The following is a 23354-nucleotide window of genomic DNA, read 5'->3' as shown; positions in this document are numbered from 1 at the left end:
TTGCAAATAGGGATGACTAGGAAATGAAGAAGAATCTAGTCATCCTATTCTCCTTTTCATTTCACAATCAACACAGGACAATTCGCTCTTTTTGCTACTTTATGACTGACACTTCCTAATACAAACTCCTGAAGGCCATTTAAGCCACGACTGCCGATCACAACGATATCCATATTGTTATCGTTTACATATTTGACGATTGTTGGTCCGGGTTCACCGTGGAGGATCTTAATTTCATAAGATACTCCTGCTTCTAGTGCCCTTTTTTCCACTTCCTTCATTCGTTCTTTGCGCTGATCGTTAATATCAACTGAATTCCAGTTACTAAGAACATCTGATTTAGCTCGATCAGGGTCAACAACGTACACAACATCAATTTTGGAGCCCTTACTACATTGTGCGATATGAATGGCATTTTCGGCTGCGCGTTTAGAATGTTCGGACCCGTCGGATGCTAATAAAATTCTTTTATACATTCTTCTCTACCTCCTTAATGAGAGCTTAGTTTATTTGCTAGTTTTTCAACTAATTCTGTACTCTCCTCATTTAATCCTGTTACTTCTACAATTTTTCCGGTTTCTTCAAATTTAGAAACAATCCTATCTATGGCAGCTACACCAGAGTCATCCCAAATGTGAGAACGACTGAGATTGATTTCAACCGATGAAATTTCTTCTTTATAATCAAATTGTGTTAACAGCTCTGTGACAGAGGCAAAAAATAATTCACCATTTATATGGTATATTCTTTTATTTCCCTTTAAGTTACTTTCCACACGTATTCTAGATATTTTCGATACGAAGAAGATGGCACTTAATAAGATTCCAGAGAAAACCCCGATAGCTAAATTATGTGTGAAAATAACGGTAGAAACAGTAACAATCATCACAATAGCATCACTTCTTGGAACTAAATGCAGAGTTCGAATTGAATTCCAGTCAAACGTACTGATTGATACCATTATCATCACACCAGCTAATGCAGCCATTGGTATTTGAACGACAATATCTCCTAGAAAAATGATTAGGAACATTAGAAAGATCCCGGCAACTAGGGTAGAAAGCCGTCCCCTTCCACCAGATTTTATGTTTATAACCGATTGCCCGATCATTGCACAGCCTGCCATTCCTCCAAAAAAACCAGTGATAATATTCGCTACACCTTGGCCGTTGCTTTCTACATTTTTATTACTTGGAGTATCTGTCATATCATCAACAATAGAAGCGGTGAGAAGAGACTCCAATAAACCAACAATGGTTAAAGCAAGTGAGTAAGGAAAAATAATTGCTAGAGTTTCAAAATTGAATGGTACGTCTGGAACTAAGAAATTAGGCAATGTGCGTGTTAATTCACCCATATCCCCAACAGTCCTTACTTGTATATCACCGAAAATGACAATAGCTGTGACCGCTATAATAGCTATTAGGGTTGATGGGACGATCTTCGTTACATAGGGTAATAAGTAAATGATTAATAATGTAGCACCAGCTAAAACGTAGATTATCGATGTTTCATCTACAAAGTGTTGTAGCTGTGAGGTGAAAATTAAAATCGCTAGAGCATTAACGAATCCAACCATGACGGATCTTGGGATAAATTTCATATATCTTGCTAACTTAAAGACAGCAAATAGAATTTGCAAAACACCAGTTAAGATAGTAGCTGCAAGGAGATATTCAATGCCGTGATCTCTTACTAGTTCCGTAAACAGAAGTGCCATTGCCCCTGTTGCAGCAGAAATCATTCCAGGTCTTCCGCCAACAAACGCAATCGTTACGGCGATCGTAAATGATGCATAAAGTCCTACCATTGGATCAACACCTGCAATAATAGAGAAGGCAATGGCTTCGGGAATTAACGCTAGAGCTACTACTAGGCCAGATAGAATATCTCCTTTTATATTTCTAAACCAAGACTCTCTATATGATACTTGTTCCATTTCATTCGCCTCCTTAAACCTCTATTTAGTATGTGCAGGTTGTTGGTGAAAACACATAAGGATTTATCTTCAACTCTGCTCTTTTACGATGAGGATAAGAAGAATACGATATGATTATCAGGGTGACATATCTTTTAAACAACTCAATGTAAAAAGTTACCGACACTTATTTTTTGGCATTTAGTTGTATTTGTTTGAGAACCGGAGAAATAAAGAGTATTTAATTTATGTATACGCTTACCTACAATTTCACAAAACCATAAAAAACAGATATAATGCTTTTTGTTAATAACGGACCCGACTTTCATGAGAGTTGAAAGTCATTAAAAAATAAAAGTGAAAAAGGAGAGGATTTTTTTTGGAGAATATGACAATTAAATATTCTTGGTTTGGAAATATCAGAGGAGACATCTTATCAGGTATCGTAGTAGCGCTCGCTTTAATTCCTGAGGCTATCGCATTTTCAATTATTGCCGGTGTTGATCCTATGATTGGGTTGTATGCCTCATTTTGTATTGCTGTAACAATAGCATTTGTCGGCGGACGTCCCGGAATGATTTCAGCCGCAACTGGTGCGACCGCTCTGCTTATGACAACATTAGTTGCTGACTATGGATTGCAGTATTTACTTGCAGCAACCATTCTAACTGGTATTATTCAAATCGTAATGGGGATTTTGAAATTAGGCAGATTGATGAAATTTGTGCCTCGTTCGGTTATGACTGGCTTCGTTAATGCTTTGGCTATCCTTATCTTTACTGCACAATTGCCTCATTTTGTTGGTGAATCTTGGCCAATGTATACAATGGTTCTAGGTGCTCTAGCTATTATTTACATTTTACCTCGTTTTACTAAGGTGGTGCCATCACCTTTAGTAGCAATTGTTGTGATTTCGATTATTGCTGTAATGACAGGAAGTAATGTTGGAACGGTAGGAGATATGGGTGAGTTATCTCAAACATTACCGATGTTCTTAATACCTGATATTCCTTTTACTTTTGAAACATTACAAATCATTTTCCCGTATTCTTTATCAATTGCCATTGTTGGGTTAGTTGAGTCATTATTAACAGCACAAATCGTAGATGATATGACAGATACAGGCAGTGACAAAAATAAAGAAGCTCGTGGGCAAGGTATTGCAAACATTGTGTCAGGATTTTTTGGCGGAATGGCCGGTTGTGCAATGATTGGACAATCGGTAATTAATGTGAAGTCAGGTGGTAGAGGACGTTTATCTGCTTTAGTAGCGGGTGTTTTCTTAATGGTCCTAATCCTACTGCTCAATGACCTGTTAGTTCAAATCCCAATGGCTGCTCTTGTAGGAGTTATGTTTATGGTATCAATCGGAACTTTTGACTGGACATCATTAAAAACACTTCATAAGGTACCATTAACAGATACAATCGTTATGGTTGTAACAGTGATCACGGTTCTTATGACACATGACTTGTCTAAAGGTGTTCTTGTTGGAATTATTTTAAGTGCAATTTTCTTTGCATCTAAAATTTCTAAGGTGAAGATTACAAGCTTATCCTCAGATCAATCTAGCAAGAAAATATACCGTGTTTCTGGTCAACTATTCTTTGCATCTGTTACTGATTTTGTTGAAAGCTTCAATTATAGAGAAAATGTAAAAGAAGTTGATTTAGATTTAACAAATGCTCACCTTTGGGACGATTCGGCAGTAGGTGCTATCGATAAAGTCATTATTAAATATCATCAAAATGGTGTGAAGGTTAACCTTATTGGTGTGAATACAGAAAGTAACAAATTAATAGAGAGAATTGCTGTTCATAATAAGCCAGGCGGTTTAAGTAAAGTCGCAAACCATTAAAGAATAGTGATAAAAACATCAAATCGAAATGATTTGATGTTTTTTTATGAGCTATAAAACTTGATCATAATATCTATACCTTGACAATTAACGGTATTCAGTATTACTATATACAGGTAGTAAGTAATACTGAATATCTGTATCACAAGGTACACAGTGTTTAAGAAAATATATTGAAATACAAGTGAGGGAATACTTTGGAGAATATTACAGAAATGCTGAAAGGGGTGCTTGAGGGTTGCGTCCTTGAGATCATCAGCCGTGGTGAAACATACGGCTATGAAATCACGCAACAGCTGCGAGAACTTGGATTCACTGATGTGGTTGAAGGCACTGTTTATACGATTACCATGAGGCTTGAAAAAAACAATTTGGTGAACATCGAGAAAAAGCCATCCAATATGGGACCGCCGAGAAAATTTTACACACTCAATGCAGCAGGTCAAGAGCATCTTGAAACTTTTTGGAAGAAATGGGAATTTGTCTCGAGTAAAATTAACGAACTCAAAACAAAAATAAAATAAAAAGGAGAAACAATATGAATATTATTGAAAAAATGATCGGAAGTCTGGAAGACAAGCGAGAATGGAATGCGATGGAGGCACGTGCAAAGGCACTTCCAAGTGAGTATCATAACGCTTATAAAGCCATTCAAAAGTATATGTGGACTACTGGTGGTCCTACTGAATGGAAGGAATGCAGCCGTATCTTTAATGGAATCATCGACCTTTTTGAGGAAGGTGCAGCAGAAGGCAAGAAAGTCACTGACCTCACAGGTGAAGACGTGGCTTCTTTCTGCGATGAACTCGTGAAGGATACGAAAACGTGGTCGGATAAGTATCGCACGAAGTTGAACGATACGGTTGGTCGTGGATAAATGGTTTTGCAAACACGAGACGAAAGGAAGTTCCATATAAGCTAACTTTTGAACATGCATTTAAAAAGGAAGAGGAGGATGTTAAGATCCTCCTCTTTAGTCCATTAATGTAAGTATTCACTTAAAGCTTGTTGCAGTGTTCCCAATGTTTTTGATTTTTGTTCAAATGAGATACCAAGGTGTATCATTTTTCTCACAACTTCTACTCGTAAACCAGTAATAACTGATTTACATCCCATCATACTTGCACCATCTATTATTTTTAATAAATGTTCAATCACATCAATCTCCATATCGGCAATACCGGATAAATCAATAATTAATGTTTGAATGCGTAGCACTCCAATTTCAGTTAGTACTTTTTCTTCTAAAATATGTGTGCGAAATTCATCTATGGCACCAATTAGTGGCAATATACAGACGGAGGAATTGATTGGGATGATCGGCACAGACAAATTCTCGACTAGCTCTCTATGTGCCTTAATCAAAGAATCCTTATATGTAGAGTAACTAATAAAAAAGGCATTTAAAAAGTCATCAATTTGATTATTTACTTCTTTTTCAAGAGTAAAAAAGTTTTCAATAATTTTGTCATTTGTTAACTTGTTATACTCTTTAATTAGAAACCAAATTGTTCGACGAATGGCTTGCACCCACTCTAATTTAAATGATAGGTCAATTGAATGAGTAGCCCAAGCAATACCTTCATGTTTGGCAAACTGTCGAAGCTCTTTTTCTTTTCGGTCAATAATATAGAAAACAAGAATCTTAGCATTATTTACTAGATCGATATTTCCAATATGTAAAATGTCATCAATCATATCTTTTACATTAACAGCTTCAGAAAGAAGCAACTCTTCGAAGCTTTGAATGTTTTTCTCAAAAAAATCTTTTAATTGATATGATTCATGGTAGAAGAATTCCACTGTAATCCCCCCAATATGCTTTAAATTTTTTGAATTCTACTGCCTAATTTCATTTTATTATAGTATTTGAGAAAAATAAACGGATTCTTTGGCCTAAATTACAACAGAAAAAGCAGTGGTTCTTTCTTAGTAACAGCAGACCATAGTTAAAAAGGAAACTTTAAAAAAGGACCCCACATGGTGTGAAATTGTGAGGTCGTTTTGTTTATATTAGTGTCATTAATGACCCACCAATTGCCCCTGTAATAACGACGATCCAAGGTGGAACTTTATAATACACCAACATGGTAAAAAGAATTGCAGCAAGTGCAAAATCAATTGGAGCTAATATCGAACTCGTCCAGATTGGTTGATAGAAGGCAGAAATTAAAATGCCAACTACTGCAGCATTTACTCCCATTAAAGCGCCTTTGATTTTAGGGTTTCGACGTAAAGCGTCCCAAAATGGAAGTGTACCAAAGATTAATAGAAATGCTGGTAAAAAGATCGCAATTGTGGCTAAAAGGCCTCCTTGCCAACCATTCATTACGGCCCCTAAATAGGCAGCGAATGTAAAGAGTGGGCCAGGTACAGCTTGTGCAGCACCGTATCCAGCTAAGAAAGCTTCTTCACTCATCCATCCTGTTGGTACAAATTCACGTTCAAGTAACGGTAAAACAACGTGACCACCACCAAATACTAAAGAACCTGAACGATAAAAGCTATCAAACATGGCAATCCAATTTAATGCTGTTGTTTCTCTCAAAATTGGCAAAAGGACGAGAAGTCCAAAAAACAACGATAAGCATACTAATGCAAAAGGCTTTGAAATAGGTACTTGTAAATCAGCATCATCAGTATTGGTATTTTCTTTATACAATAGAAAACCGATAAAAGCAGCAAGTAGAATAACACCGACTTGCGTAAAAGCTGTTTGCCATAAAAGGGTAATTACTAATGCTAATAAAGCGAGAGTTTTTCTCTTTAAATCAGGAGTAAGCTTTTGTGCCATTCCTAAAATAGCATGTGCCACAACGGCAACGGCTACAATTTTTAACCCATGTATCCAGCCTGCATCTGCTACATCTACCCCTTGAAGAATCAATGCAAAAACAATAAGAGCAATAACAGATGGCAAGGTAAAACCAATAAATGAGACAATTCCTCCTAAGACGCCAGCTCTCATGACGCCAATTCCAATCCCCACTTGGCTACTTGCTGGACCTGGTAAGAACTGACATAGGGCAACTAAGTCAGCATAGCTTTTTTCATCCAACCATTTCCTTTTACGAATATACTCATTGTGAAAGTAACCTAAATGAGCTACAGGACCTCCAAATGAGGTTAAACCAAGCCTTGTAGAAATAAAAAGTATTTCCATAAGTGCTTTAAAACTTAAATTTTGTTTCTTCATAAAAACTCACCTTCTTTTCTTAATCTTTTATTTCTTTAAATAACTCGTAAGCTTTTTTTCTAGCCTCAACTAGGACTTCATTTCCTTTTTCCGTAGTTGTGTAATATTTTCTAATTTTTCCCTCAACATTTCGTTCTTCTTTTTCTAATAACCCATCTGATTCCATAGAATGTAGAATGGGATAAAGAGTACCAGAACTGATATTATAGCCATGCTCTCTTAATTCTTCGACCATCCAAACTCCATAGATCGGGTGGTCTTTGGCATGATGCAAAATATGAATGTGGATAAAACCGAGAAATAGTTTGCGTAACACTTTGTCTTCCAAACAATCACCTCCGGAAAGTTCAATATCAATATACAATATCGATTTTCGATAACGAAAGTCTATAACATGAAAAAATTATTTGCAATAACTTCGCAGTTATATTTACAAAATCTTAACATTGATATTGATCTAAATTTCATAATGATGTAGCGCTGTATAAGAAGTTTTCGATTGTGATTCGTAGATGGCGAAATATGTAGTAAATTGTAGAATCGAAGATAAAATGGGGAAAATCGTAGATAAATTCTGATAATCGAAGATAAACTCACTGTAATCGAAGATAAAACGTCCATAATCGAAGATAAATGACCTTTTTAAATTTAGGCAGTATTTTTTGCTTCGTTTATAATGAAATTTAAGGAAAAGCAGGGGAGTTATGTCATGTGGCATGCATAACCTTTCTATAAAATAACAGTGAAAAACAAAAAAATAAAAGGAGGATTTGATCCAAAGTTCAAAGCCCCCTCAACAGACTCTTAATAAGCTATACAGATGATAATAGGAGTACCTCCAATCTCTTCTCTCCTATTTAAATAGATAAGATTCACCGTCATCAGGTACTAAAACGTTAGATGTCATATCTTTTTCCTTACTAAATTGTTTTAATTCTTCTCTCGATAAACCCCAGTGATTTACAGCCTCCATGTGGACTGCGATAATCTTGGAGGTAGGGGCTGCTTTATAAACTTCAAAAACATCATCTTTTCCCATAACAAGAGAACCGCCTTCAAAGAATTGATTATCACCAGCATTTACTACAATAATTTCTGGTTTGTGTGTGTTGATCACTTCCTGAACGGCTTCATACCACACTGTATCTCCAGCAACATATAGCGTTTTCTCAGTTTGATGTTTGAAAACAACACCACATACGAAACCAGTGAATTTTAAGATTTCGCCTCTTCCATGTTCACCTTTTGTTTTGATTAATTTGATATCTTCAAAGACTGTATTCTCTTGTAGAACCTCTACGTTTTGAAAACCAGCGCTTTGAATTTCTTTTGCGTCTTCCTCATTTTGGGCAAATATTTTCATATCTTTTGGCAATGCCTCTTTTGCCGCTTCATCCCAATGATCATAATGGAGATGGGTGACAATAACCGCATCTACGTTGATCATATCTTCAATTGATGTAGGTAAGCTAACTAAAGGGTTATGCTGATCTTGTCTTGGTGAATTTGGGAATGGTGGGTAAGCTCCCTTTTCTGCTAACATTGGATCTATTAAAAATTTTTTACCGGCATATTCAACAATGATCGTCGCATTTCGTATTGTATTTATCTTCATGTGAAAAACTCCTTTTCTTTATAAATTCCTTTCTACAATGTATATTCTAAAATATAAGCTAATCACGGATACATAGAATAAATAAACTCTTTTGGCCTTTTTACTTTAATAATGAAAGGAGTTGAATCAATTGTTAGATCACACAGATTTAAAAATTCTTGATGAACTTTCCAAGAACAGCCGAATTAGAATGAAAGAACTGGGCGAGAAAGTCCATTTAACAGGACCAGCTACTTCAGCAAGAGTGGAGAAGCTAGAGGATAGTGGAGTGATTGAAGGATATACGATTAAAGTGAACCAAGGTAAATTAGGTTATCATATATATGCTTTTATTACGATCATTACCCAAAGCATTAATCACCAACCGTATCTTTCTTTCATTAAGCTTCATGATCAATATATCCTAAATAATTATAAAATTAGTGGAGAAGGCTGTTACTTACTTGAATGCAAATTTACGTCCAATGAACATATGAATCAATTTTTAGAAGCATTAAACGAGCATGCAAACTACAAACTATCGATTGTGATTAATAAATAGGGGAGTGTAACATGGAACATAACGTTTTTGAAGAGATGGCCAAAAGATATGATACAGAAGAAAGAATGGAATTAGCAAAAGTGATCGTGAAGGAAGTGAGAACAGAATTACAAAATAGCCATTCTAAATCTTTACTAGACTATGGAAGTGGTACTGGTCTTGTTAGTTTAGAAATGGCAGATTTAGTAGATTCTGTTTTGTTGGTTGATTCATCTAAAGAAATGCTGGAGGTCGCGAAAGCTAAAATATCTCATAAAGGAATCACTAACGCAAAGGTACTTTATTCAGATTTTACTCAAGAAACTCATGAGCTTAAGGCAGACATCGTGTTCATGTTACTGGTCCTTCTTCATATTCCGGACACGAAAAAAATACTACAAGAATTGTTCAACATTTTAAATCAAGGTGGCAAGCTCATTATTGTCGATTTTGACAAAAACGATCACATTCATCATCCGAAGGTTCATAACGGTTTTTTACATGAAGAACTGAAAGAGATGTTACATGAAGTAGGATTTAAATCAGTTGACATGAAGACATTTCACCATGGACAGCGTATTTTTATGAATCAGGATGCTTCGATGTTTCTAGCTAGTAGTGTTAAGTGATAGTTGTTTACTTAGTAAGAATAAGGTTTATACAATACAGGCTATCTCAAGATGGGATAGCCTGCTATTTAGATAGAGTTTATAACATACATTTTCCTACATCACCCAGCTTCTTTAAATAAAGAATTCTCTCTATCCCCATTCCTAAACTTCATATAAAAACAACCCGTAATCAGGAGTGACAGCACACCAAAGATCACAGTCATCTGTTGAAATCCGATGATATCTAATAAAAGTCCTGTTGCGACTAAAACGATGTGATAGGTGAAATCGTCAAACATTCCCCTGAAAGAGAAAAATCGACCATGAAAGTCACTCGGAACATTTGTCTGAAAGATCGTCGCTGCAGTTGGAAAGAAAGTGCCTACTGAAAAGCCGAATAAAATAAACGCTACAACTGTTATAATCGGCATGTTTGTAAAATAGAGGACTAGTTGAGAAATCCCGATAATAGTAGAAAAGAACAATAACGTAGCATATGGAGACTTGTTCCCATACCTTTTAACGAAAAAAGCACCGAGCATAAAGGAAATTCCTTCTGCAGCATATAGCCAGGCTTTTACTGAGGGATTGTTTTGGATTTCACTTATCGCGATAATGATTAGATTAAAGCCCCCAATAAACAGAATCGGTACGATCGTTAAAACAAGTGTCATGAGGACAAGAGGCTGACCTTTTATAAGAGGAAACACCTCTTTAAATCCTTGTCCATTTGAAGCAGCGTCTTCTTTAATGCTTTGAGCTTTACACTTTTGTTCATCTACTTTTAAGAAGCATGTAAGAATAAAAAGAACAACATAAGAGATAAACGCCAACAAATAAAGCGTCCAAAGTGACATTACACTTAAGAAAATCCCAGCAGCGGCTGTACCAAGAATGCGGGATAGGGTAGAAACATTTGTATGTATTCCGTTAAGCTGCAATAAATCTTTTTTCTCCACAACAAGAGGGAGAGTTGCTTGCAATGCTGGGAAATAGAAGGCTGCCGAAAGATTAATAGAAACGAGAAAAGCAATCATCCACCATACAGAGCCTGTTTCAATTGCAATAAACATAAAAGCTACACTGATGAGTCGGGCAATGCCAGAGTAGAGCATGATGGTTTTCTTGTTATATTGGTCTGTAATCTTTCCCGCAAGTGGACCAGCGATTATTCCTGCAAAAATACCAGCTACAAGAATAAGAGATTTTAAGAAATCAGAAGATACCTTATCCTGCATAAACTCAAGATCACCGATAATCCCCAGCCATAACCCAAAGCCTGCTACAAACTCACCTGTTAGCAAAATCCACACATTTCTATTTTTTCTCATAAGTAAGAAGCCTCACATTCTCGTAGAATTTTACGTTTCATATGTATATATTTTACTAATCAATCATTCTCTTATTGAAATTGATTATCATTATTATTTATAATAACAGAAGATCACACAATGATTAAGGAGGAGATGTAACATTTTTATCCAGAAAAAATCAATCACTGTTACAGAGGGTCATGCGGAGAAGATGGTCGAGCGTTTTGCAGGGGAGGGAGTCATTGAGAAGCAGCCGGGCTTTATTGATATGAGTGTTAGCAAGAAAAAGCAACGAAAAGGTAATGAAGAAGTGATGATTCTCATTCGTTGGGAATCAGAAAGCGCATGGAAGGCATGGGAAACAAGTGAGATTCACCTAGCTGGACACCGGGAAAATCGTGGAAAACCTTCTCCTTCCTTCATTTTAGATAGTTGTCAAGATTTGTACTATGTACTTGGACAGAAAGAATATACAAGCCCATAAAGGGAGAAAGAGATCGCTTATTATCTGATGAGCGATCTCCTTATTTAGCTTTTCAAGCCAACTCCCTTTCTCGTAAGCAACATATAAATGAGATATGGAGCTCCGATGACAGAGATCACAATACCAACTGGAATATCAGCTGGTGCTAAGAGATTTTTTCCAATCATATCCGCTAGAAGTAAAAGAAGGGCACCGATTAAAGCGGAAACTGGTAAAATGCTGAAATAATTTGCTCCACATAGTCGGCGGGCGAGGTGAGGTGCTAGTAGTCCAATAAATGCAATGCCACCACCAACAGCTACACATGCTCCAGCTAATGCTGCTGAAAGAATTAATAAAAACCGGCGCTCAGACTCAACCTTTAGTCCAAGAACATGTGGAACAGTTTCACTAAATTGAAGCAAATTCATTGATCTTGCTTTTAAAAAGGAGATAGGAATTAAGAGTAGAATCCAAGGTAGCAAAGCCCATACATATGGCCATTGTGCTCCCCAAATGCTACCTGTCAGCCATATCGTTGCTTGTTGAAAATCCTTTGGGTCCATTTTTAATTGGAAAATGATTAATAATGCCCCACATAAAGCATTAAAGCCAAGTCCCATGAGGAGGAGACGGCCAGGGTCAATTCCATTTTTCCAAGAAAAGCTATAGATTAAGAGTGCAATAATTAAAGCGCCTACAAACGCGAAAACAGGTAGAAAAAAGGTAGAAGAAAGAATGCTGCCTTTGGATTGTCCAAATAGAAAAATACTGCATACAACAGCTAATCCTGCCCCTGCATTTATGCCTAGTATGCCAGGGTCGGCTAATGAATTACGTGATAAGCCTTGGAGAATCGCTCCTGATAGTGCTAGTCCTGCTCCAATTAATAGTGCAATCATCATTCGCGGTAATCTTAATTGATACAAAACAAGTTCTTGTTGAGGTGTTCCATTTCCTAAAAGTGTCGCAACGATATCTTTGAGTGAAATGGGCAAAACTCCTGTTGAAAGACTGATTATAAAAACGCTAAGAATCAAGCATGTAAGTAGTAATAGCCATAATTTAGATTGAAGTAATGCTTCTTTCCAGTCCATTACATATACCCCCTTTTCTGACGTGATAGATAAAGGAAAAATGGTACCCCGACAAGGGCAGTAACTGCACTAACAGGTGTTTCAAAAGGTGGGTTGATCATTCGGGCGCCGATATCTGCCACAACAAGAAGAAATGCTCCAGCAATCGCACTAAGCGGTAGCAATATACGGTAATCGGGACCAACAAGCAACCGAATCACATGTGGAATCACAAGTCCGATAAACCCGATTGCACCAGCAATTGAAACAGCAGCACCTGACAGTAAAATAACACTGATCAATCCGATCCAACGAACCTTTTGATAAGATTGTCCAAGTCCTGTAGCGACCTCTTCTCCCATAGCTAAAATGGTGAGCGAACGACTTATCCATAATGCTAGTGTTAGACCAATGATAACGGTGGGAAGGAGAATGAAAACATGAAGCCATTTTGTGCCTGATAATCCTCCAGCAAACCAAAAGCTAAGGTCTTGGGATACTTGAAAATAAAGCGCGATACCAGTTGATAAGGCACTAAAAAGGGTACTCAAGGCAGCCCCAGCTAAAGTAAGTGTTACAGGAGAGATGCGGTCTCTTGATATCATCGAGAAGGCTAAAACACAAAATGCACCAATCGCTGATCCTGCAAATGACCAAAGAAGAAGCACCCAATAAGATCCTGATCCTACAAACGCAAGAGAAATCGCAATGGCTAATCCAGAACCATGTGTAATTCCAATAATAGAAGGATCAGCAAGTGGATTTCGTGTAAGTCCTTGCATGATTGTTCCTGCAACTGCAAGGGTTGCCCCGACTAAAGCAGCCGTTAGAGCACGCGGAATCCTGATTTCTCGGATAAGCTGGTGCTCAATATTTCCATTTTGAAACGAAAAAAAAGAATCTATGATAACAGCAGGACTTATCCAAACTGCTCCAAGACCAATGGAAACAATTAAGCTAATAAAAATGAAAAGCAGACCAACTAAACTCACTACTGTTGCGTTATTGTGCTTCACAGATTGAGATGGTGTATCACATGCTAATTCAGTCATTGAATGGTTTTTCATCAGAATCATTCCTTTTATTTTTCGCGTAAATGATTATCATTTTCATTTACTGTCGTAATTGTCTATTAATCTACTATTGTTACGTTCAGTTTGTCAATTCTTTTTCTAAAATAAGGAAGGTGCTTTTATGTCACAGTTACTTTTGACGAAACTTCATCATTTTAAGCTTGATATGTTAAAAGTTCGGGATGGAGGTGTTGAGTCAATCAACATCATGAACGGGCATATTAACCTTATGTACATTGCTTCGGGTCATGGGTTTTTAACGAAAAATGGAGAACAGGAAGCTCTTAAAGAAGGTAAAAGTTATTTCCTAACAGAAGACTGTCATTTTCTATCCACATCTTCTGAGCTTTTAATAGTTTATATGCTGTCATGGGATAAGGAAGTAAAAAACCTTTCAAATGTTTTGTCCATTCGCCTAGCTGATCAATTGCCAGCAAAGATGGTGTCACTATGGGATGAAGCGATTCGGTTACAAAATGGGGAGTCGTTATCGGCTCAATGTAAATTTCAATCTGCAGTTTGGACGATCTTATCTTTGTTAACAGATTATGCTGAAGTGGATCAAATTGAGGAAATGATTGAGTTAATTCGAAAGAATGTAGCCAATCCATATTCGGTAGCAACACTAGCTGAAAAGGCAAATATGACACCAAATTCTTTTACACGTGCGTTTAAAAAGCGAGTAGGAATGTCACCTAAAGAGTTTTTAATGGAGGAAAGAATACAAACTGCGAAAGCGCTGATGCTTCAAAATAAGGGGATTACAACAAAAGATGTTGCGATGAAAATCGGGTTACAGGATGAATTTTATTTTAGTCGTCTTTTTAAACAAAAAGTAGGAGAGGCTCCTACCATTTTTATGAAAAAGTCAAAGGAAAGAATTGCGGTTGTGAGTCAAATGTTTTTACAGGATCATTTGCTGTCATTAGGCATACAGCCTGTAGCGGCTCCATTCTATCCATCCGTTTATCCTTTGAGTAGTGGGCTTCCAAGCTATCTAGAACATCATTTACAAGGAACACGTTTACTAAATGCAGAAAAGATGTTTAAACCGGAGGAAATTCTTCAATCACAGCCGGACCGCATTTTAAAAACGCCGTTACATAATGGAGAGGTACAAGCTGTGTTGCTATCACATCAACAAAGAGTTCAGCATATTTCATTCAAAACGGAATGGAACGACTATCTTCGCGAGATTGCAAGCTTGCTTGGAAGAGAGAGTATGGTGGATAAAATTGAACAGGAGATTTCTTGCTTAGAGTCAAAGGTGAAGGATGAACTCTGTCCTTTAACGCGTAAAGGGAAATGGGCGGTTATTTGGATTAGACAAAATGAAATTCGTCTTTATGGCCACAGCCATCATGCTTGTTTTGATTTGTTATATCAAAAGCTGGGCTTTGAGCCTCATCCTGATTTGCCTACTAGCGGATATCGATTACTAACAGTAGAGGAGCTTGCCACATTAAATATTGACAAGCTGCTTATCCTTTGGAGTCATGAAAAAGATGTATGGAAAGTGGTTCAATCAAAGGAATGGAAGAAAATAAAAGCTGTTAAAAATAAGGAAGTTTATTATCCTAAGAGCCACGAATGGGATCCTTGGGGACCAATAGGCAGGAAACAAATGCTCCTTCAATTTAGCTCAAGCTTTAAAGCTTCAAAATTAATGTCATAGTTTAGTAAGGTGTGTATTTCGTCCATGTAAAAAGGATGAAATCTCCATGTTCGCTTTAATTGATAATTGTTATCATCATAAATGAAATTCATTATCAGTTAGGAGGAAGGCTCATGGCAAAGAAATTAGCTTCATGGAGCATGATGTTAATGCTGCTTTTACTTGTATTAACAGCATGCGGTAATGGAGAAAAAACTGCTTCTAATGCAGAAGAGAATAAAGAAGAACAAGCAGCAGAGGAAGTAAACGAGACAGAGCAAGAAGAGCAAGTAGCGGAGACAAGAAAAGTTAAGCATTTATACGGAGAAGCAGAAGTACCGATGAACCCAGAGAAAATTGTGCTTTTATCACATGTTTCATGGGAAGGTTCACTCGTATCTGTAGGGGTAAAACCACATGCTGTTATGGCATATGACAATGAATTCCCACCACATTTAACAGAAGAATTAGCTGGTGTAACAGCTCTGCCATATGCAGATGAAATAAATACGGAAGAAATTGTAAAGCTTAACCCTGACTTATTAATTATCAGTGATCGATACAAACCATTGTACGATGCATTAGCTGAGACAATTCCTACTGTTGTTGTTGAGGTAGGCGGAGATTGGAAGGAAGATCACCTAAAAGTAGCTGAAGCAGCTGGTAAATTAGAAGAGGGTAAAAAGGTAATTGAAGATCTAGAAAAAGAAGCAGAAGATATCGGAAATCGTATTCGTGAGAAGGTTGGGGAAGAAACCTTCATGGCAGTTGGTATCAATAAAAAGGACATTCGTGTATATGGAACAACAAATCATGCAACGAACTCATTATTATTTGATGATCTAAAACTAAAACCAACTGAGAACCTCCCTGAAGATTTTGGTGAAAATATTTCGATTGAAGGTCTAGTAAAATATGATCCTGATCACATTATTGATGTTACTTACTTTAATAGTGGAGAATACTATGACTCTGTTACTCAAGGAGAAGTTTGGAAAAACCTAAGAGCAGTACAAAATGATAAAGTACATACTCTTACAACTACTTGGGGCTTTTGGGATCCGATTGAACGTCAAAAAGGCTTGAAAGAAATTGAAACATTATTATTAGGTGAATAATCATCACTTTTGAAAATGTAGTCTTCTGTAAAGGAAGACTATTTTTCCCTCACCTAATGAGAATGATTTTCAATTAGTAGGACTATAGACTCTGTGAAAGGGTGGAAATATGAACGATTCAGCTAAAATAATCGCTGAAAACGCAACGTTTCAGGCCTTTTTTAATAGTTATATTCGAGAAGCTGGTACTGGACATTACATAAGGACGGAGGATTGGATCATAGAAAATAGGTCTTCGATCCTCCTTGATGGTCCATACATTATAGAGCTTGAGCTTCTTCAGCAAGACATTCGAATAGCAATCGAAGTAAACTATCTCTCAAAGGTTGGAAGGCATGTTTTAGGAGCAGCACTTAAGTACTGTCAGAAGGGAAAGCAGTGGTATAGAGAAGAAAAGCTCACCCTTATGATGACGTTGATTCAAGAGCTTCACTTAATAACAAATTCTAACAGTGATCATGATCTTGCTTCACATTATGATGAACTTATTCTCAGATTAATTGGAAGCTATCAAACAATGAAAAGATATATTGAAGCAAGAATGGAGGATTCTCAAACTCTTTATTCAGAAAACAGCTCATTTATTGAAACAGAGCAATCGTTACTTTTTGGTCATTGGTTTCACCCTACACCAAAAAGCAGGCAAGGAATGTCATATTGGCAGCACAAAAGCTTTGCACCAGAATTAGCAGGAAGTTTTCAGCTTCATTACTTTCAAGTTGATTCCAGCATGATAAAAGAAGAATGCATTTTGTCAACTGAGAGTGCTAGTGATCTGCTGAAAACGGCCTTAATTCATTCATCTCCGACTCTACACATACCGAAAGAAGCTTTTATCATTCCAATGCACCCACTTCAAGCTCAGTGGCTTTTACAACAAGATCATGTGAAAGACGCAATGAATAAGGGATTAATAAAAAGCTTAGGGACTTTAGGGAAAAACTATACCGCAACATCCTCACTACGAACGGTTTATAGAGCTGATGAGGAGTATATGCTCAAATTTTCAATTCCTGTGAAAGTCACCAATTCATTACGAGTGAATCAACAGCATGAACTAAAAGCTGGTGTCGTAATAGCAAGATTATGGAGGAAATTATCGTTTAATGAATATTATCCAGCTTTCCAAATGATTGACGATCCAGGTTATGTAACGGTTGATTTTCCAAATCAGAAAGAATCAGGATTTGAAGTGATTATTAGGTCAAATCCCTTTCCTTCAGGAAGAGATGAGGGAATAAGCTCCATTGCAGCCATTGTTCAAGATCCTTTGCCAAATCAACAATCAAGGCTTTATCACCTCATTTTGAAGGTGGTCAAGCGAGATCATCTTTCCATAGAGGAAGTGAGTATGAAATGGTTTGAAAACTATTGGTGCTGTGCGGTTGAACCACTTATCCGTTTATATGATGAATATGGAATTGCATTAGAAGCTCATCAGCAAAACAGTGTTCTAGATGTTTCAGAGGGTTATCCAAAAACGTATTTTTATCGGGATAATCAGGGCTATTATTTATCAGAACATCACAAACAAGTTCTTTGTCAGATGGAGCCTTCGTTATTGGAAGCACCGGAGCTTTTTTATGAGAATTCGTTAATACAAGAAAGATTTACCTATTATTTAGTGATGAATCAGCTTTTCTCGGTTATCTACCGATTTGGAGCTGATGGTCTGATATCTGAAGCAACTCTGCTTGAGTGGTCATTAGATAAGCTGAAGATGTTAGAAGGAGAGCTAGTAGGGCAAGGCAAGCAATTTGTTTCTAGCTTATTAAATGAAGAAAAACTATCATACAAAGCAAATTTATTAACACGTCTTCATGATGTAGATGAACTAACAGCCAAGCTAGAGCAAGCCATTTACACAAAAATAGATAATCCTTTCTTACCCCTTCAAAAGGAGGAGAAATGTGCAAAAGTTATCTCTTATACCTACTAAAACAACAGAAGCACGAGTGAAAAAACAATTAGTCGAGGCGATGATATATGAAGGTTTGATTCAATTTGAAGAAAGGGATGGCACCTTTTTTCTATTCGGAAAATCACGTACCTATCGTTTAAGAGGAAAAAGAATGGCCTTTGATAGGGTGCGTTTAGATGAAGAGAATATGGAGGCAACATTAGAAGAGCTAGTAGAAGAGTGTATAGCAGATGATGAGGCAAAACGGCGATTAATGAGAGAGTTAACTCAAACGATAAATCTATGTGAGTGGAATGAAACTTATCTTTTCCACCCCATGTCCAGGAGGGATACAAGCTATGAAGAATTAGAATCAGAAATCATGGAAGGTCATCCCTATCATCCGTGCTTTAAGTCACGTATCGGCTTTTCAGCTGAAGATCATAAACAGTATGGTCCAGAAGCAAAGCGATCGTTTCCATTAATATGGACAGCGGTGAAACGAAACAAAGTTAGAATAGCGGTACCTGGGGACGAGGAAGCATTTTGGAGAAAAGAGCTTGGCACATTAATGTGGGAATACCTGTTACAGCAGCTTCATTCGATGGGAGAAAGTTTTGAAACCTATACGTTTTTACCAATTCATCCTTATCAATGGGAATCAATTCAGGAACAACTAGAAAATCATCTCAATGCAAGAGAAATCCTTTTGTTAGTGGTAAAAGGGGATTATTACAGAGCAACGCAATCTGTTCGCACCTTATGGAACGAGTCCAATCCAGAAAAAGCGAATATCAAGCTGTCTATGAACATGGTCAACACATCTTCTGTAAGAACATTACAACCTCATGGAGTTTGTGCAGCACCGTATATTTCAACTTGGCTTGATCACATCATTCAAAAGGATGTTTATCTAAAAAATGAGGCATCGCTCGTTATGTTGAAGGAATATGCTGGTATCACTTTTGAATCATCGGAGCAAGAGCTAGAGGGACAGCTAGGAGCCATTTGGAGAGAAAGCATAAGGCTATATGTGGAAGAAGATAAGAGGGCTGTCCCGTGTAATGCTCTATCATTAATCGAGCAAGATGGTCGACCATTTATTGATGATTGGCTTAATCGATATGGAATTGAAACTTGGTTAAACCAATTGTTACGAGTAAGTGTAGTCCCTGTCTGGCATCTTCTCATCGCACATGGAATTGCCGTTGAGGCCCATGCCCAAAATATGATTCTTTTACACAAAAATGGCTGGCCAACAAAAGTTGCTTTACGAGATTTCCATGATAGTTTGGAGTATGTTGAGGAGTTCATAGTAGATCAAGACCTCGTTCCAAATTTCAGAAGCATTCATCCTGCTTTTAAAGATGCACCTGCTAATCAATATTATTGGATGTCATCTGTGGAGGCGTTAAGAGAGCTAGCAATGGATACCTTATTTGTCTTTCATCTATCAGAATTATCAGCACTACTTGAAAAATACTATGGCTACAAAGAGGAAAAATTTTGGAATGCAGTCCATACAGTGATTTCTCTTCACTTGGAGGAGTTCCCAGAGTTAAAACAACGACACAAACAGGTAGAAATAAACAAATCGTCTATATATGTTGAATCTCTTTTAAAGAAAAAGCTTAACAGAAAGAGTGGAAGTGAATTTCGTCACCTTGTGAAAAATAAGTTAGGAAAAAGGGAGGATTTGCGATGATCTATGTGGATGATCATTACTATACATTGAATGAAGTGGAGAAGCAATTTGAGCTCTTTGATTCCATTCAACCGATAAGAGAATGTCAACATAAAAGATTAGCTGTTTGTTTATCTGATATGTTTCAGTGGATCACACTCTGCTTATATATTCGTCAAAAAGGGGGAATGGTGTTTCCTATTCATCCCTCTACACCACAAGAAGGAGCGTTACGAATGGCGACTGCTGCTTCTTGCAACCTTCTATTCTATCAATCATTCCATTCTATAACTGAATTATCTAGTAGAGAATGGGAAGGTGAAGGTGGTCTTATTCAAATGAGTTCGGGTACAACAGGTGCTCCTAAATGTATTGAACGATCATGGAATTCGGTTGAGGAAGAGCTCAATAGTTATGTTTCTGCTTTATCTCTTGATCGTTTCACCACCTCAATCGTAGCTTGTCCTGTTACTCATTCTTATGGATTAATTAGCGGTGTGCTTTCTTGTCTAAATAGAGGAGCAGAGCCTGTTATCATCACAAAAATGAATCCAAGCTTTATATTGAAAAAACTAAGTGAACATCGCAATCATATTCTTTATGCAGCACCAACACTTCTGCACACTCTAAGCAGGTTAATGGATGCGAATCAACGGTTCCACTATGTGATGACTTCAGGAACAGTTATCCCAGCTACTTGGTTAGAGTCATTAAAAGCCGTATCAACAAAGGTTTTTCAGCAGTATGGATGCTCTGAGGCTGGATGTGTTGCCGTTCACACAAATTTACAACAGGCTTGGGAAATGGGATATCCTCTACCACATCTAAGCGTGGAAGCGGGCGAAATCGATTCACCGAGTGAGATCATCGTTCACACAGCAACAAAGTCCATTTCTACAAAGGATTTAGGCTATGTTAAGGATGGGATTCTATCATTTTTAGCAAGAATGGATGACACGATCAATGTTGCTGGCTTAAATGTATACCCTCAAGAAGTGGAAAATGTGTTGATGAAGAAACCGAGAATCATTGAAGCCGTTGTATTTAGAAAGCAAAACAAATTCACAGGAGAACGGGTATGTGCTCAATATGTTTCAACTGAATTTATTGAAGAAATAGTGCTTAGGGAATGGTGTAGCAAGTATCTTGCTCCGCATCAAATACCGATCGAGTTCGAACGTGTTTCACAAATTGACAAACTACCAAATGGCAAGGTAAGTCGAAAAAAATTAGCGGAGACGTACATATGACAAGAGATGATATCATTCAAGCAATCTATCACATATTGAAAAATAAAATAGAGCTTCCGACGATCGCTTCCTTTCATGAAGAAGCACGTTTAAATGAAGATCTTTATATGGATTCAGTCATGATTTTAGAGCTGATTTTATTCATTGAGTTAGATCTAGGGATCAAAATGCCAGACGAGGCACTTTCACCAAATGATTTTAGAACAGTAGGCCACTTAGCTACTTTCTTAGAGCGCCAGCATGAAAAAGGGGTGGTGGTGGAAACCCATGATTAAAGTTCATTGCTTTGTTAGCTGTGTTTGTGAGGTCATTAAGAAAACAAATGGAGTTGACCATAGGCCTTATTATTTTGGTGTCTGGGACGCAGATTTTGATGTTCTTGAGGATGGAACATTAACGTACCATTCAGACAGAATTGACCATGAATTTTTTCAAACATGGTATGAAATGCTTTACGGTATTAAGCTACAAAAATGGTACGACGAGTCAAAATCAAAGCAGGAAAATATCGAAAAGATGTTAACACTTTTAGAGGATAAAGATCGGCACCAATATGTGATGGTGATGCTCGACTTATCACTGCTTCCAGAACGAGAAAATAAGTTTCATTCAAAGCCTTTTCCTCATTATGTGATGCTTGAAAAAACAGGAAATGAGGATGAGTGGTTTATGTATGATCCTGATTTTAGGTGGGAGGGCGTATTACCGAAGGACAGAATTCTGAACGCCATTGCGGAACCAGCAGTAGAAGGAGGGTATGTTTTTCAGGCTGAAAGGATTCGCCCTCCAAGTGCTGAGACAATTCAAGCTTATTTTCATACTTGCCTTAAGCTTGATTCCAATCCTATTACAGATGCTCTATCAGACATTGTTAAAGCCTATACAATTGGAGAACAGAAGGAGAATCTAGGTCAGCTTTCACCGGCATTAAAGCAATTACCTGTACTTGCGATTCGAAAATATGCGTATGAGCATGCCTTTGCTTACTTTTGGGAGCTTCTTGAGCTTGAGGAGGATGGCTTTGAAGCTTGGTGTGATGAAATTGAACATCTTGTAAAGGGGTATACAACTATACAATACCGAGCAATGAAGCTTGCGCTAACAAAGGACTTATCACTTGTTGATGATATTACTTCAAAATTAGCTGAGCAAAACGAACGAGAATTTAAGATTAAACAGGGATTATTGCAATGCTTTGAACAATGGTCTAAAGGACAAAACAACAAGATAAAGAAGGTGACAATGATATGAAGCTCTCGATCTGCACAATCTCTTTTCGACATCATCTCCACTCCCTTGATCAAATCGCGCACTGGGCTCAAAACCGCGATTTTCAGGGGATTGAGCTTTGGGGAATTCATGCAAAAAACCTAGCCGATGAACCTCATTATGGAGCAGACTGGCTGAATGCATATGGTTTAGAAACAAGTATGCTTAGCGATTACCTTCCGTTAGAGGCTAGCGAATCAGATCTACTTGCAGAAACGAAAAAGCTTTCTCAACTAGCAAAGCATTGGGGAACAAAAAAGATTCGCACTTTTGTTGGAAAAAAGGGAAGTGCGCAGACAACTAAAATGGAACGAGAAGATTTGATAGAAAAGCTTCAATTGATCTGTGAATACCTTTATTCAGAAGGCCAGTCTGTTCTTGTTGAAACACATCCAAATACGTTAGCAGATAACGTAGCTTCAACGATTCAGCTGCTTGAAGAAGCAAATCACCCTGCTCTCCGAATAAACTTTGATGTGTTACATGTATGGGAATCTGGCATAAATCCACTTGAAGCTATGAAGCAGCTTGGACCATATGTGTCTCATTTTCACTTTAAAAATATTGCCTCGCGGTCTCAATTAGATGTTTTCTCTCCTAATAATGTTTATGCAGCCGCCGGCTCTAGAAAAGGAATGGTTTCATTATTTGAAGGGTCTGTAAATTATCAGGAGTTCCTTGAGAAACTGATTCCAGCAAGGGACGTACATGCATCGTTAGAATGGTTTGGTCCAAATGTGAAGGAAGTGCTTGAGAAGGATGGGAAGCAGATTAATGAGATAATTGAGGCTATGAAGGTGAGAAAAGAGTAGTGATCTTGAATAAAGTTAGCAAAG

23 protein-coding genes are annotated in these 23354 nt (G+C 37.4%); 14 read left to right on the top strand and 9 right to left on the bottom strand.

The features are described from left to right. Nucleotides 1–56: 56 nt before the first annotated feature. On the bottom strand, nt 57–476 hold the full coding sequence (locus D9842_RS17440; protein WP_121663605.1) for a universal stress protein: 420 nt from the start codon (nt 474–476) through the stop codon (nt 57–59). 14 nt (nt 477–490) lie between these two features. Further along, on the bottom strand, nt 491–1939 hold the full coding sequence (locus tag D9842_RS17435; RefSeq protein ID WP_121663604.1) for a SulP family inorganic anion transporter: 1449 nt from the start codon (nt 1937–1939) through the stop codon (nt 491–493). Nucleotides 1940–2306: 367 nt separating this feature from the next. Between D9842_RS17435 and D9842_RS17430 the strand changes: the two genes are divergently transcribed. The 3 genes from D9842_RS17430 (at nt 2307) to D9842_RS17420 (ending at nt 4653) form a co-directional block, all read left to right on the top strand. Further along, entirely contained in the window at nt 2307–3776 is a 1470-nt protein-coding gene (locus tag D9842_RS17430) for a SulP family inorganic anion transporter (RefSeq protein WP_251404030.1), read from the top strand. Nucleotides 3777–3973: 197 nt separating this feature from the next. Continuing rightward, entirely contained in the window at nt 3974–4300 is a 327-nt protein-coding gene (locus D9842_RS17425) for a PadR family transcriptional regulator (RefSeq protein WP_121663602.1), read from the top strand. A 14-nt stretch (nt 4301–4314) separates the two neighbouring features. Next, a complete protein-coding gene (locus D9842_RS17420) occupies nt 4315–4653 on the top strand; it encodes a DUF1048 domain-containing protein (RefSeq protein ID WP_121663601.1) in 339 nt (112 codons plus the stop codon). A gap of 104 nt (nt 4654–4757) precedes the next feature. Here D9842_RS17420 and D9842_RS17415 read toward each other — a convergent pair whose 3' ends face one another. The 4 genes from D9842_RS17415 to D9842_RS17400 form a co-directional block, all read right to left on the bottom strand. Then, nucleotides 4758–5579, bottom strand: coding sequence for an STAS domain-containing protein (locus D9842_RS17415; RefSeq protein ID WP_251403919.1), 822 nt, complete (start codon nt 5577–5579; stop codon nt 4758–4760). Nucleotides 5580–5784: 205 nt separating this feature from the next. Continuing rightward, complete coding sequence (locus tag D9842_RS17410) at nt 5785–6972, bottom strand: chromate transporter (protein ID WP_121663600.1); 1188 nt, start codon at nt 6970–6972, stop codon at nt 5785–5787. Between the two features lie 19 nt (nt 6973–6991). After that, the gene (locus D9842_RS17405; RefSeq protein ID WP_121663599.1) at nt 6992–7300 is read right to left on the bottom strand and encodes a PadR family transcriptional regulator; all 309 of its coding nucleotides are present in this window, start codon (nt 7298–7300) and stop codon (nt 6992–6994) included. A gap of 525 nt (nt 7301–7825) precedes the next feature. Beyond that, nucleotides 7826–8587 (bottom strand): MBL fold metallo-hydrolase, encoded by a 762-nt coding sequence (locus tag D9842_RS17400; RefSeq protein ID WP_121663598.1) that lies wholly within the window; start codon nt 8585–8587, stop codon nt 7826–7828. A 130-nt stretch (nt 8588–8717) separates the two neighbouring features. On the opposite strand from D9842_RS17400, the gene D9842_RS17395 reads away from it, so the two are divergent. Further along, on the top strand, nt 8718–9128 hold the full coding sequence (locus tag D9842_RS17395) for an Lrp/AsnC family transcriptional regulator (protein WP_121663597.1): 411 nt from the start codon (nt 8718–8720) through the stop codon (nt 9126–9128). An 11-nt stretch (nt 9129–9139) separates the two neighbouring features. After that, a complete protein-coding gene (locus D9842_RS17390; protein WP_121663596.1) occupies nt 9140–9736 on the top strand; it encodes a class I SAM-dependent methyltransferase in 597 nt (198 codons plus the stop codon). A gap of 101 nt (nt 9737–9837) precedes the next feature. Here the strand turns inward: D9842_RS17390 and D9842_RS17385 are convergent, their stop codons facing one another. Beyond that, nucleotides 9838–11049, bottom strand: coding sequence for an MFS transporter (locus D9842_RS17385; protein WP_121663595.1), 1212 nt, complete (start codon nt 11047–11049; stop codon nt 9838–9840). A 142-nt stretch (nt 11050–11191) separates the two neighbouring features. On the opposite strand from D9842_RS17385, the gene D9842_RS17380 reads away from it, so the two are divergent. Beyond that, nucleotides 11192–11515 (top strand): antibiotic biosynthesis monooxygenase family protein, encoded by a 324-nt coding sequence (locus tag D9842_RS17380; protein ID WP_121663594.1) that lies wholly within the window; start codon nt 11192–11194, stop codon nt 11513–11515. Between the two features lie 44 nt (nt 11516–11559). Here D9842_RS17380 and D9842_RS17375 read toward each other — a convergent pair whose 3' ends face one another. Beyond that, nucleotides 11560–12591, bottom strand: a complete 1032-nt coding sequence (locus tag D9842_RS17375; RefSeq protein WP_121663593.1) for a FecCD family ABC transporter permease — start codon at nt 12589–12591, stop codon at nt 11560–11562. Beyond that, nucleotides 12591–13637: a FecCD family ABC transporter permease gene (locus D9842_RS17370; RefSeq protein ID WP_257535893.1), complete on the bottom strand. Its 1047-nt coding sequence runs from the start codon at nt 13635–13637 to the stop codon at nt 12591–12593. Before D9842_RS17370 ends, D9842_RS17375 begins: the two co-directional genes overlap by 1 nt. 127 nt (nt 13638–13764) lie before the next feature. Between D9842_RS17370 and D9842_RS17365 the strand changes: the two genes are divergently transcribed. The 8 genes from D9842_RS17365 to D9842_RS17330 all read left to right on the top strand — a co-directional run bounded on the left by D9842_RS17365 (nt 13765) and on the right by D9842_RS17330 (nt 23330). Next, nucleotides 13765–15318 carry an AraC family transcriptional regulator gene (locus tag D9842_RS17365; RefSeq protein WP_257535892.1) on the top strand — a complete coding sequence of 518 codons (1554 nt, stop codon included), beginning with the start codon at nt 13765–13767 and terminating at the stop codon, nt 15316–15318. 113 nt (nt 15319–15431) lie between these two features. Next, on the top strand, nt 15432–16415 hold the full coding sequence (locus D9842_RS17360; protein ID WP_121663592.1) for an ABC transporter substrate-binding protein: 984 nt from the start codon (nt 15432–15434) through the stop codon (nt 16413–16415). 109 nt (nt 16416–16524) lie between these two features. Beyond that, nucleotides 16525–18354, top strand: a complete 1830-nt coding sequence (locus D9842_RS17355) for an IucA/IucC family protein (protein WP_121663591.1) — start codon at nt 16525–16527, stop codon at nt 18352–18354. Then, entirely contained in the window at nt 18326–20020 is a 1695-nt protein-coding gene (locus D9842_RS17350; protein ID WP_257535891.1) for an IucA/IucC family protein, read from the top strand. Before D9842_RS17355 ends, D9842_RS17350 begins: the two co-directional genes overlap by 29 nt. After that, on the top strand, nt 20017–21249 hold the full coding sequence (locus D9842_RS17345) for an AMP-binding protein (protein WP_121663590.1): 1233 nt from the start codon (nt 20017–20019) through the stop codon (nt 21247–21249). Before D9842_RS17350 ends, D9842_RS17345 begins: the two co-directional genes overlap by 4 nt. After that, complete coding sequence (gene asbD, locus D9842_RS17340; RefSeq protein WP_121663589.1) at nt 21246–21524, top strand: petrobactin biosynthesis protein AsbD; 279 nt, start codon at nt 21246–21248, stop codon at nt 21522–21524. Before D9842_RS17345 ends, asbD begins: the two co-directional genes overlap by 4 nt. After that, entirely contained in the window at nt 21517–22500 is a 984-nt protein-coding gene (locus D9842_RS17335) for a DUF6005 family protein (protein WP_121663588.1), read from the top strand. Before asbD ends, D9842_RS17335 begins: the two co-directional genes overlap by 8 nt. Beyond that, nucleotides 22497–23330 (top strand): sugar phosphate isomerase/epimerase family protein, encoded by an 834-nt coding sequence (locus D9842_RS17330; protein WP_121663587.1) that lies wholly within the window; start codon nt 22497–22499, stop codon nt 23328–23330. Before D9842_RS17335 ends, D9842_RS17330 begins: the two co-directional genes overlap by 4 nt. The last annotated feature ends 24 nt before the right edge of the window (nt 23331–23354 follow it).

The sequence above is a fragment of the Metabacillus litoralis genome (genome assembly GCF_003667825.1).
Taxonomy (GTDB): Bacteria; Bacillota; Bacilli; order Bacillales; family Bacillaceae; genus Metabacillus; species Metabacillus litoralis_B.
Note: the sequence above shows the minus strand (reverse complement) of the source record. Positions and strands in the feature narration are given on the sequence as shown.

What these genes read in the sequence shown, in the direction of transcription:
- D9842_RS17430 (WP_251404030.1), top strand. Translation starts at nt 2,307, where the DNA reads ATGACAATTAAATATTCTTGGTTTGGAAATATCAGAGGAGACATCTTA.
- D9842_RS17410 (WP_121663600.1), bottom strand. Translation starts at nt 6,972, where the DNA reads ATGAAGAAACAAAATTTAAGTTTTAAAGCACTTATGGAAATACTTTTT.
- D9842_RS17345 (WP_121663590.1), top strand. Translation starts at nt 20,017, where the DNA reads ATGATCTATGTGGATGATCATTACTATACATTGAATGAAGTGGAGAAG.
- D9842_RS17440 (WP_121663605.1), bottom strand. Translation starts at nt 476, where the DNA reads ATGTATAAAAGAATTTTATTAGCATCCGACGGGTCCGAACATTCTAAA.
- D9842_RS17365 (WP_257535892.1), top strand. Translation starts at nt 13,765, where the DNA reads ATGTCACAGTTACTTTTGACGAAACTTCATCATTTTAAGCTTGATATG.
- D9842_RS17330 (WP_121663587.1), top strand. Translation starts at nt 22,497, where the DNA reads ATGAAGCTCTCGATCTGCACAATCTCTTTTCGACATCATCTCCACTCC.
- D9842_RS17390 (WP_121663596.1), top strand. Translation starts at nt 9,140, where the DNA reads ATGGAACATAACGTTTTTGAAGAGATGGCCAAAAGATATGATACAGAA.
- asbD (WP_121663589.1), top strand. Translation starts at nt 21,246, where the DNA reads ATGACAAGAGATGATATCATTCAAGCAATCTATCACATATTGAAAAAT.
- D9842_RS17400 (WP_121663598.1), bottom strand. Translation starts at nt 8,587, where the DNA reads ATGAAGATAAATACAATACGAAATGCGACGATCATTGTTGAATATGCC.
- D9842_RS17335 (WP_121663588.1), top strand. Translation starts at nt 21,517, where the DNA reads ATGATTAAAGTTCATTGCTTTGTTAGCTGTGTTTGTGAGGTCATTAAG.
- D9842_RS17375 (WP_121663593.1), bottom strand. Translation starts at nt 12,591, where the DNA reads ATGGACTGGAAAGAAGCATTACTTCAATCTAAATTATGGCTATTACTA.
- D9842_RS17435 (WP_121663604.1), bottom strand. Translation starts at nt 1,939, where the DNA reads ATGGAACAAGTATCATATAGAGAGTCTTGGTTTAGAAATATAAAAGGA.
- D9842_RS17355 (WP_121663591.1), top strand. Translation starts at nt 16,525, where the DNA reads ATGAACGATTCAGCTAAAATAATCGCTGAAAACGCAACGTTTCAGGCC.
- D9842_RS17360 (WP_121663592.1), top strand. Translation starts at nt 15,432, where the DNA reads ATGGCAAAGAAATTAGCTTCATGGAGCATGATGTTAATGCTGCTTTTA.
- D9842_RS17420 (WP_121663601.1), top strand. Translation starts at nt 4,315, where the DNA reads ATGAATATTATTGAAAAAATGATCGGAAGTCTGGAAGACAAGCGAGAA.
- D9842_RS17370 (WP_257535893.1), bottom strand. Translation starts at nt 13,637, where the DNA reads ATGAAAAACCATTCAATGACTGAATTAGCATGTGATACACCATCTCAA.
- D9842_RS17385 (WP_121663595.1), bottom strand. Translation starts at nt 11,049, where the DNA reads ATGAGAAAAAATAGAAATGTGTGGATTTTGCTAACAGGTGAGTTTGTA.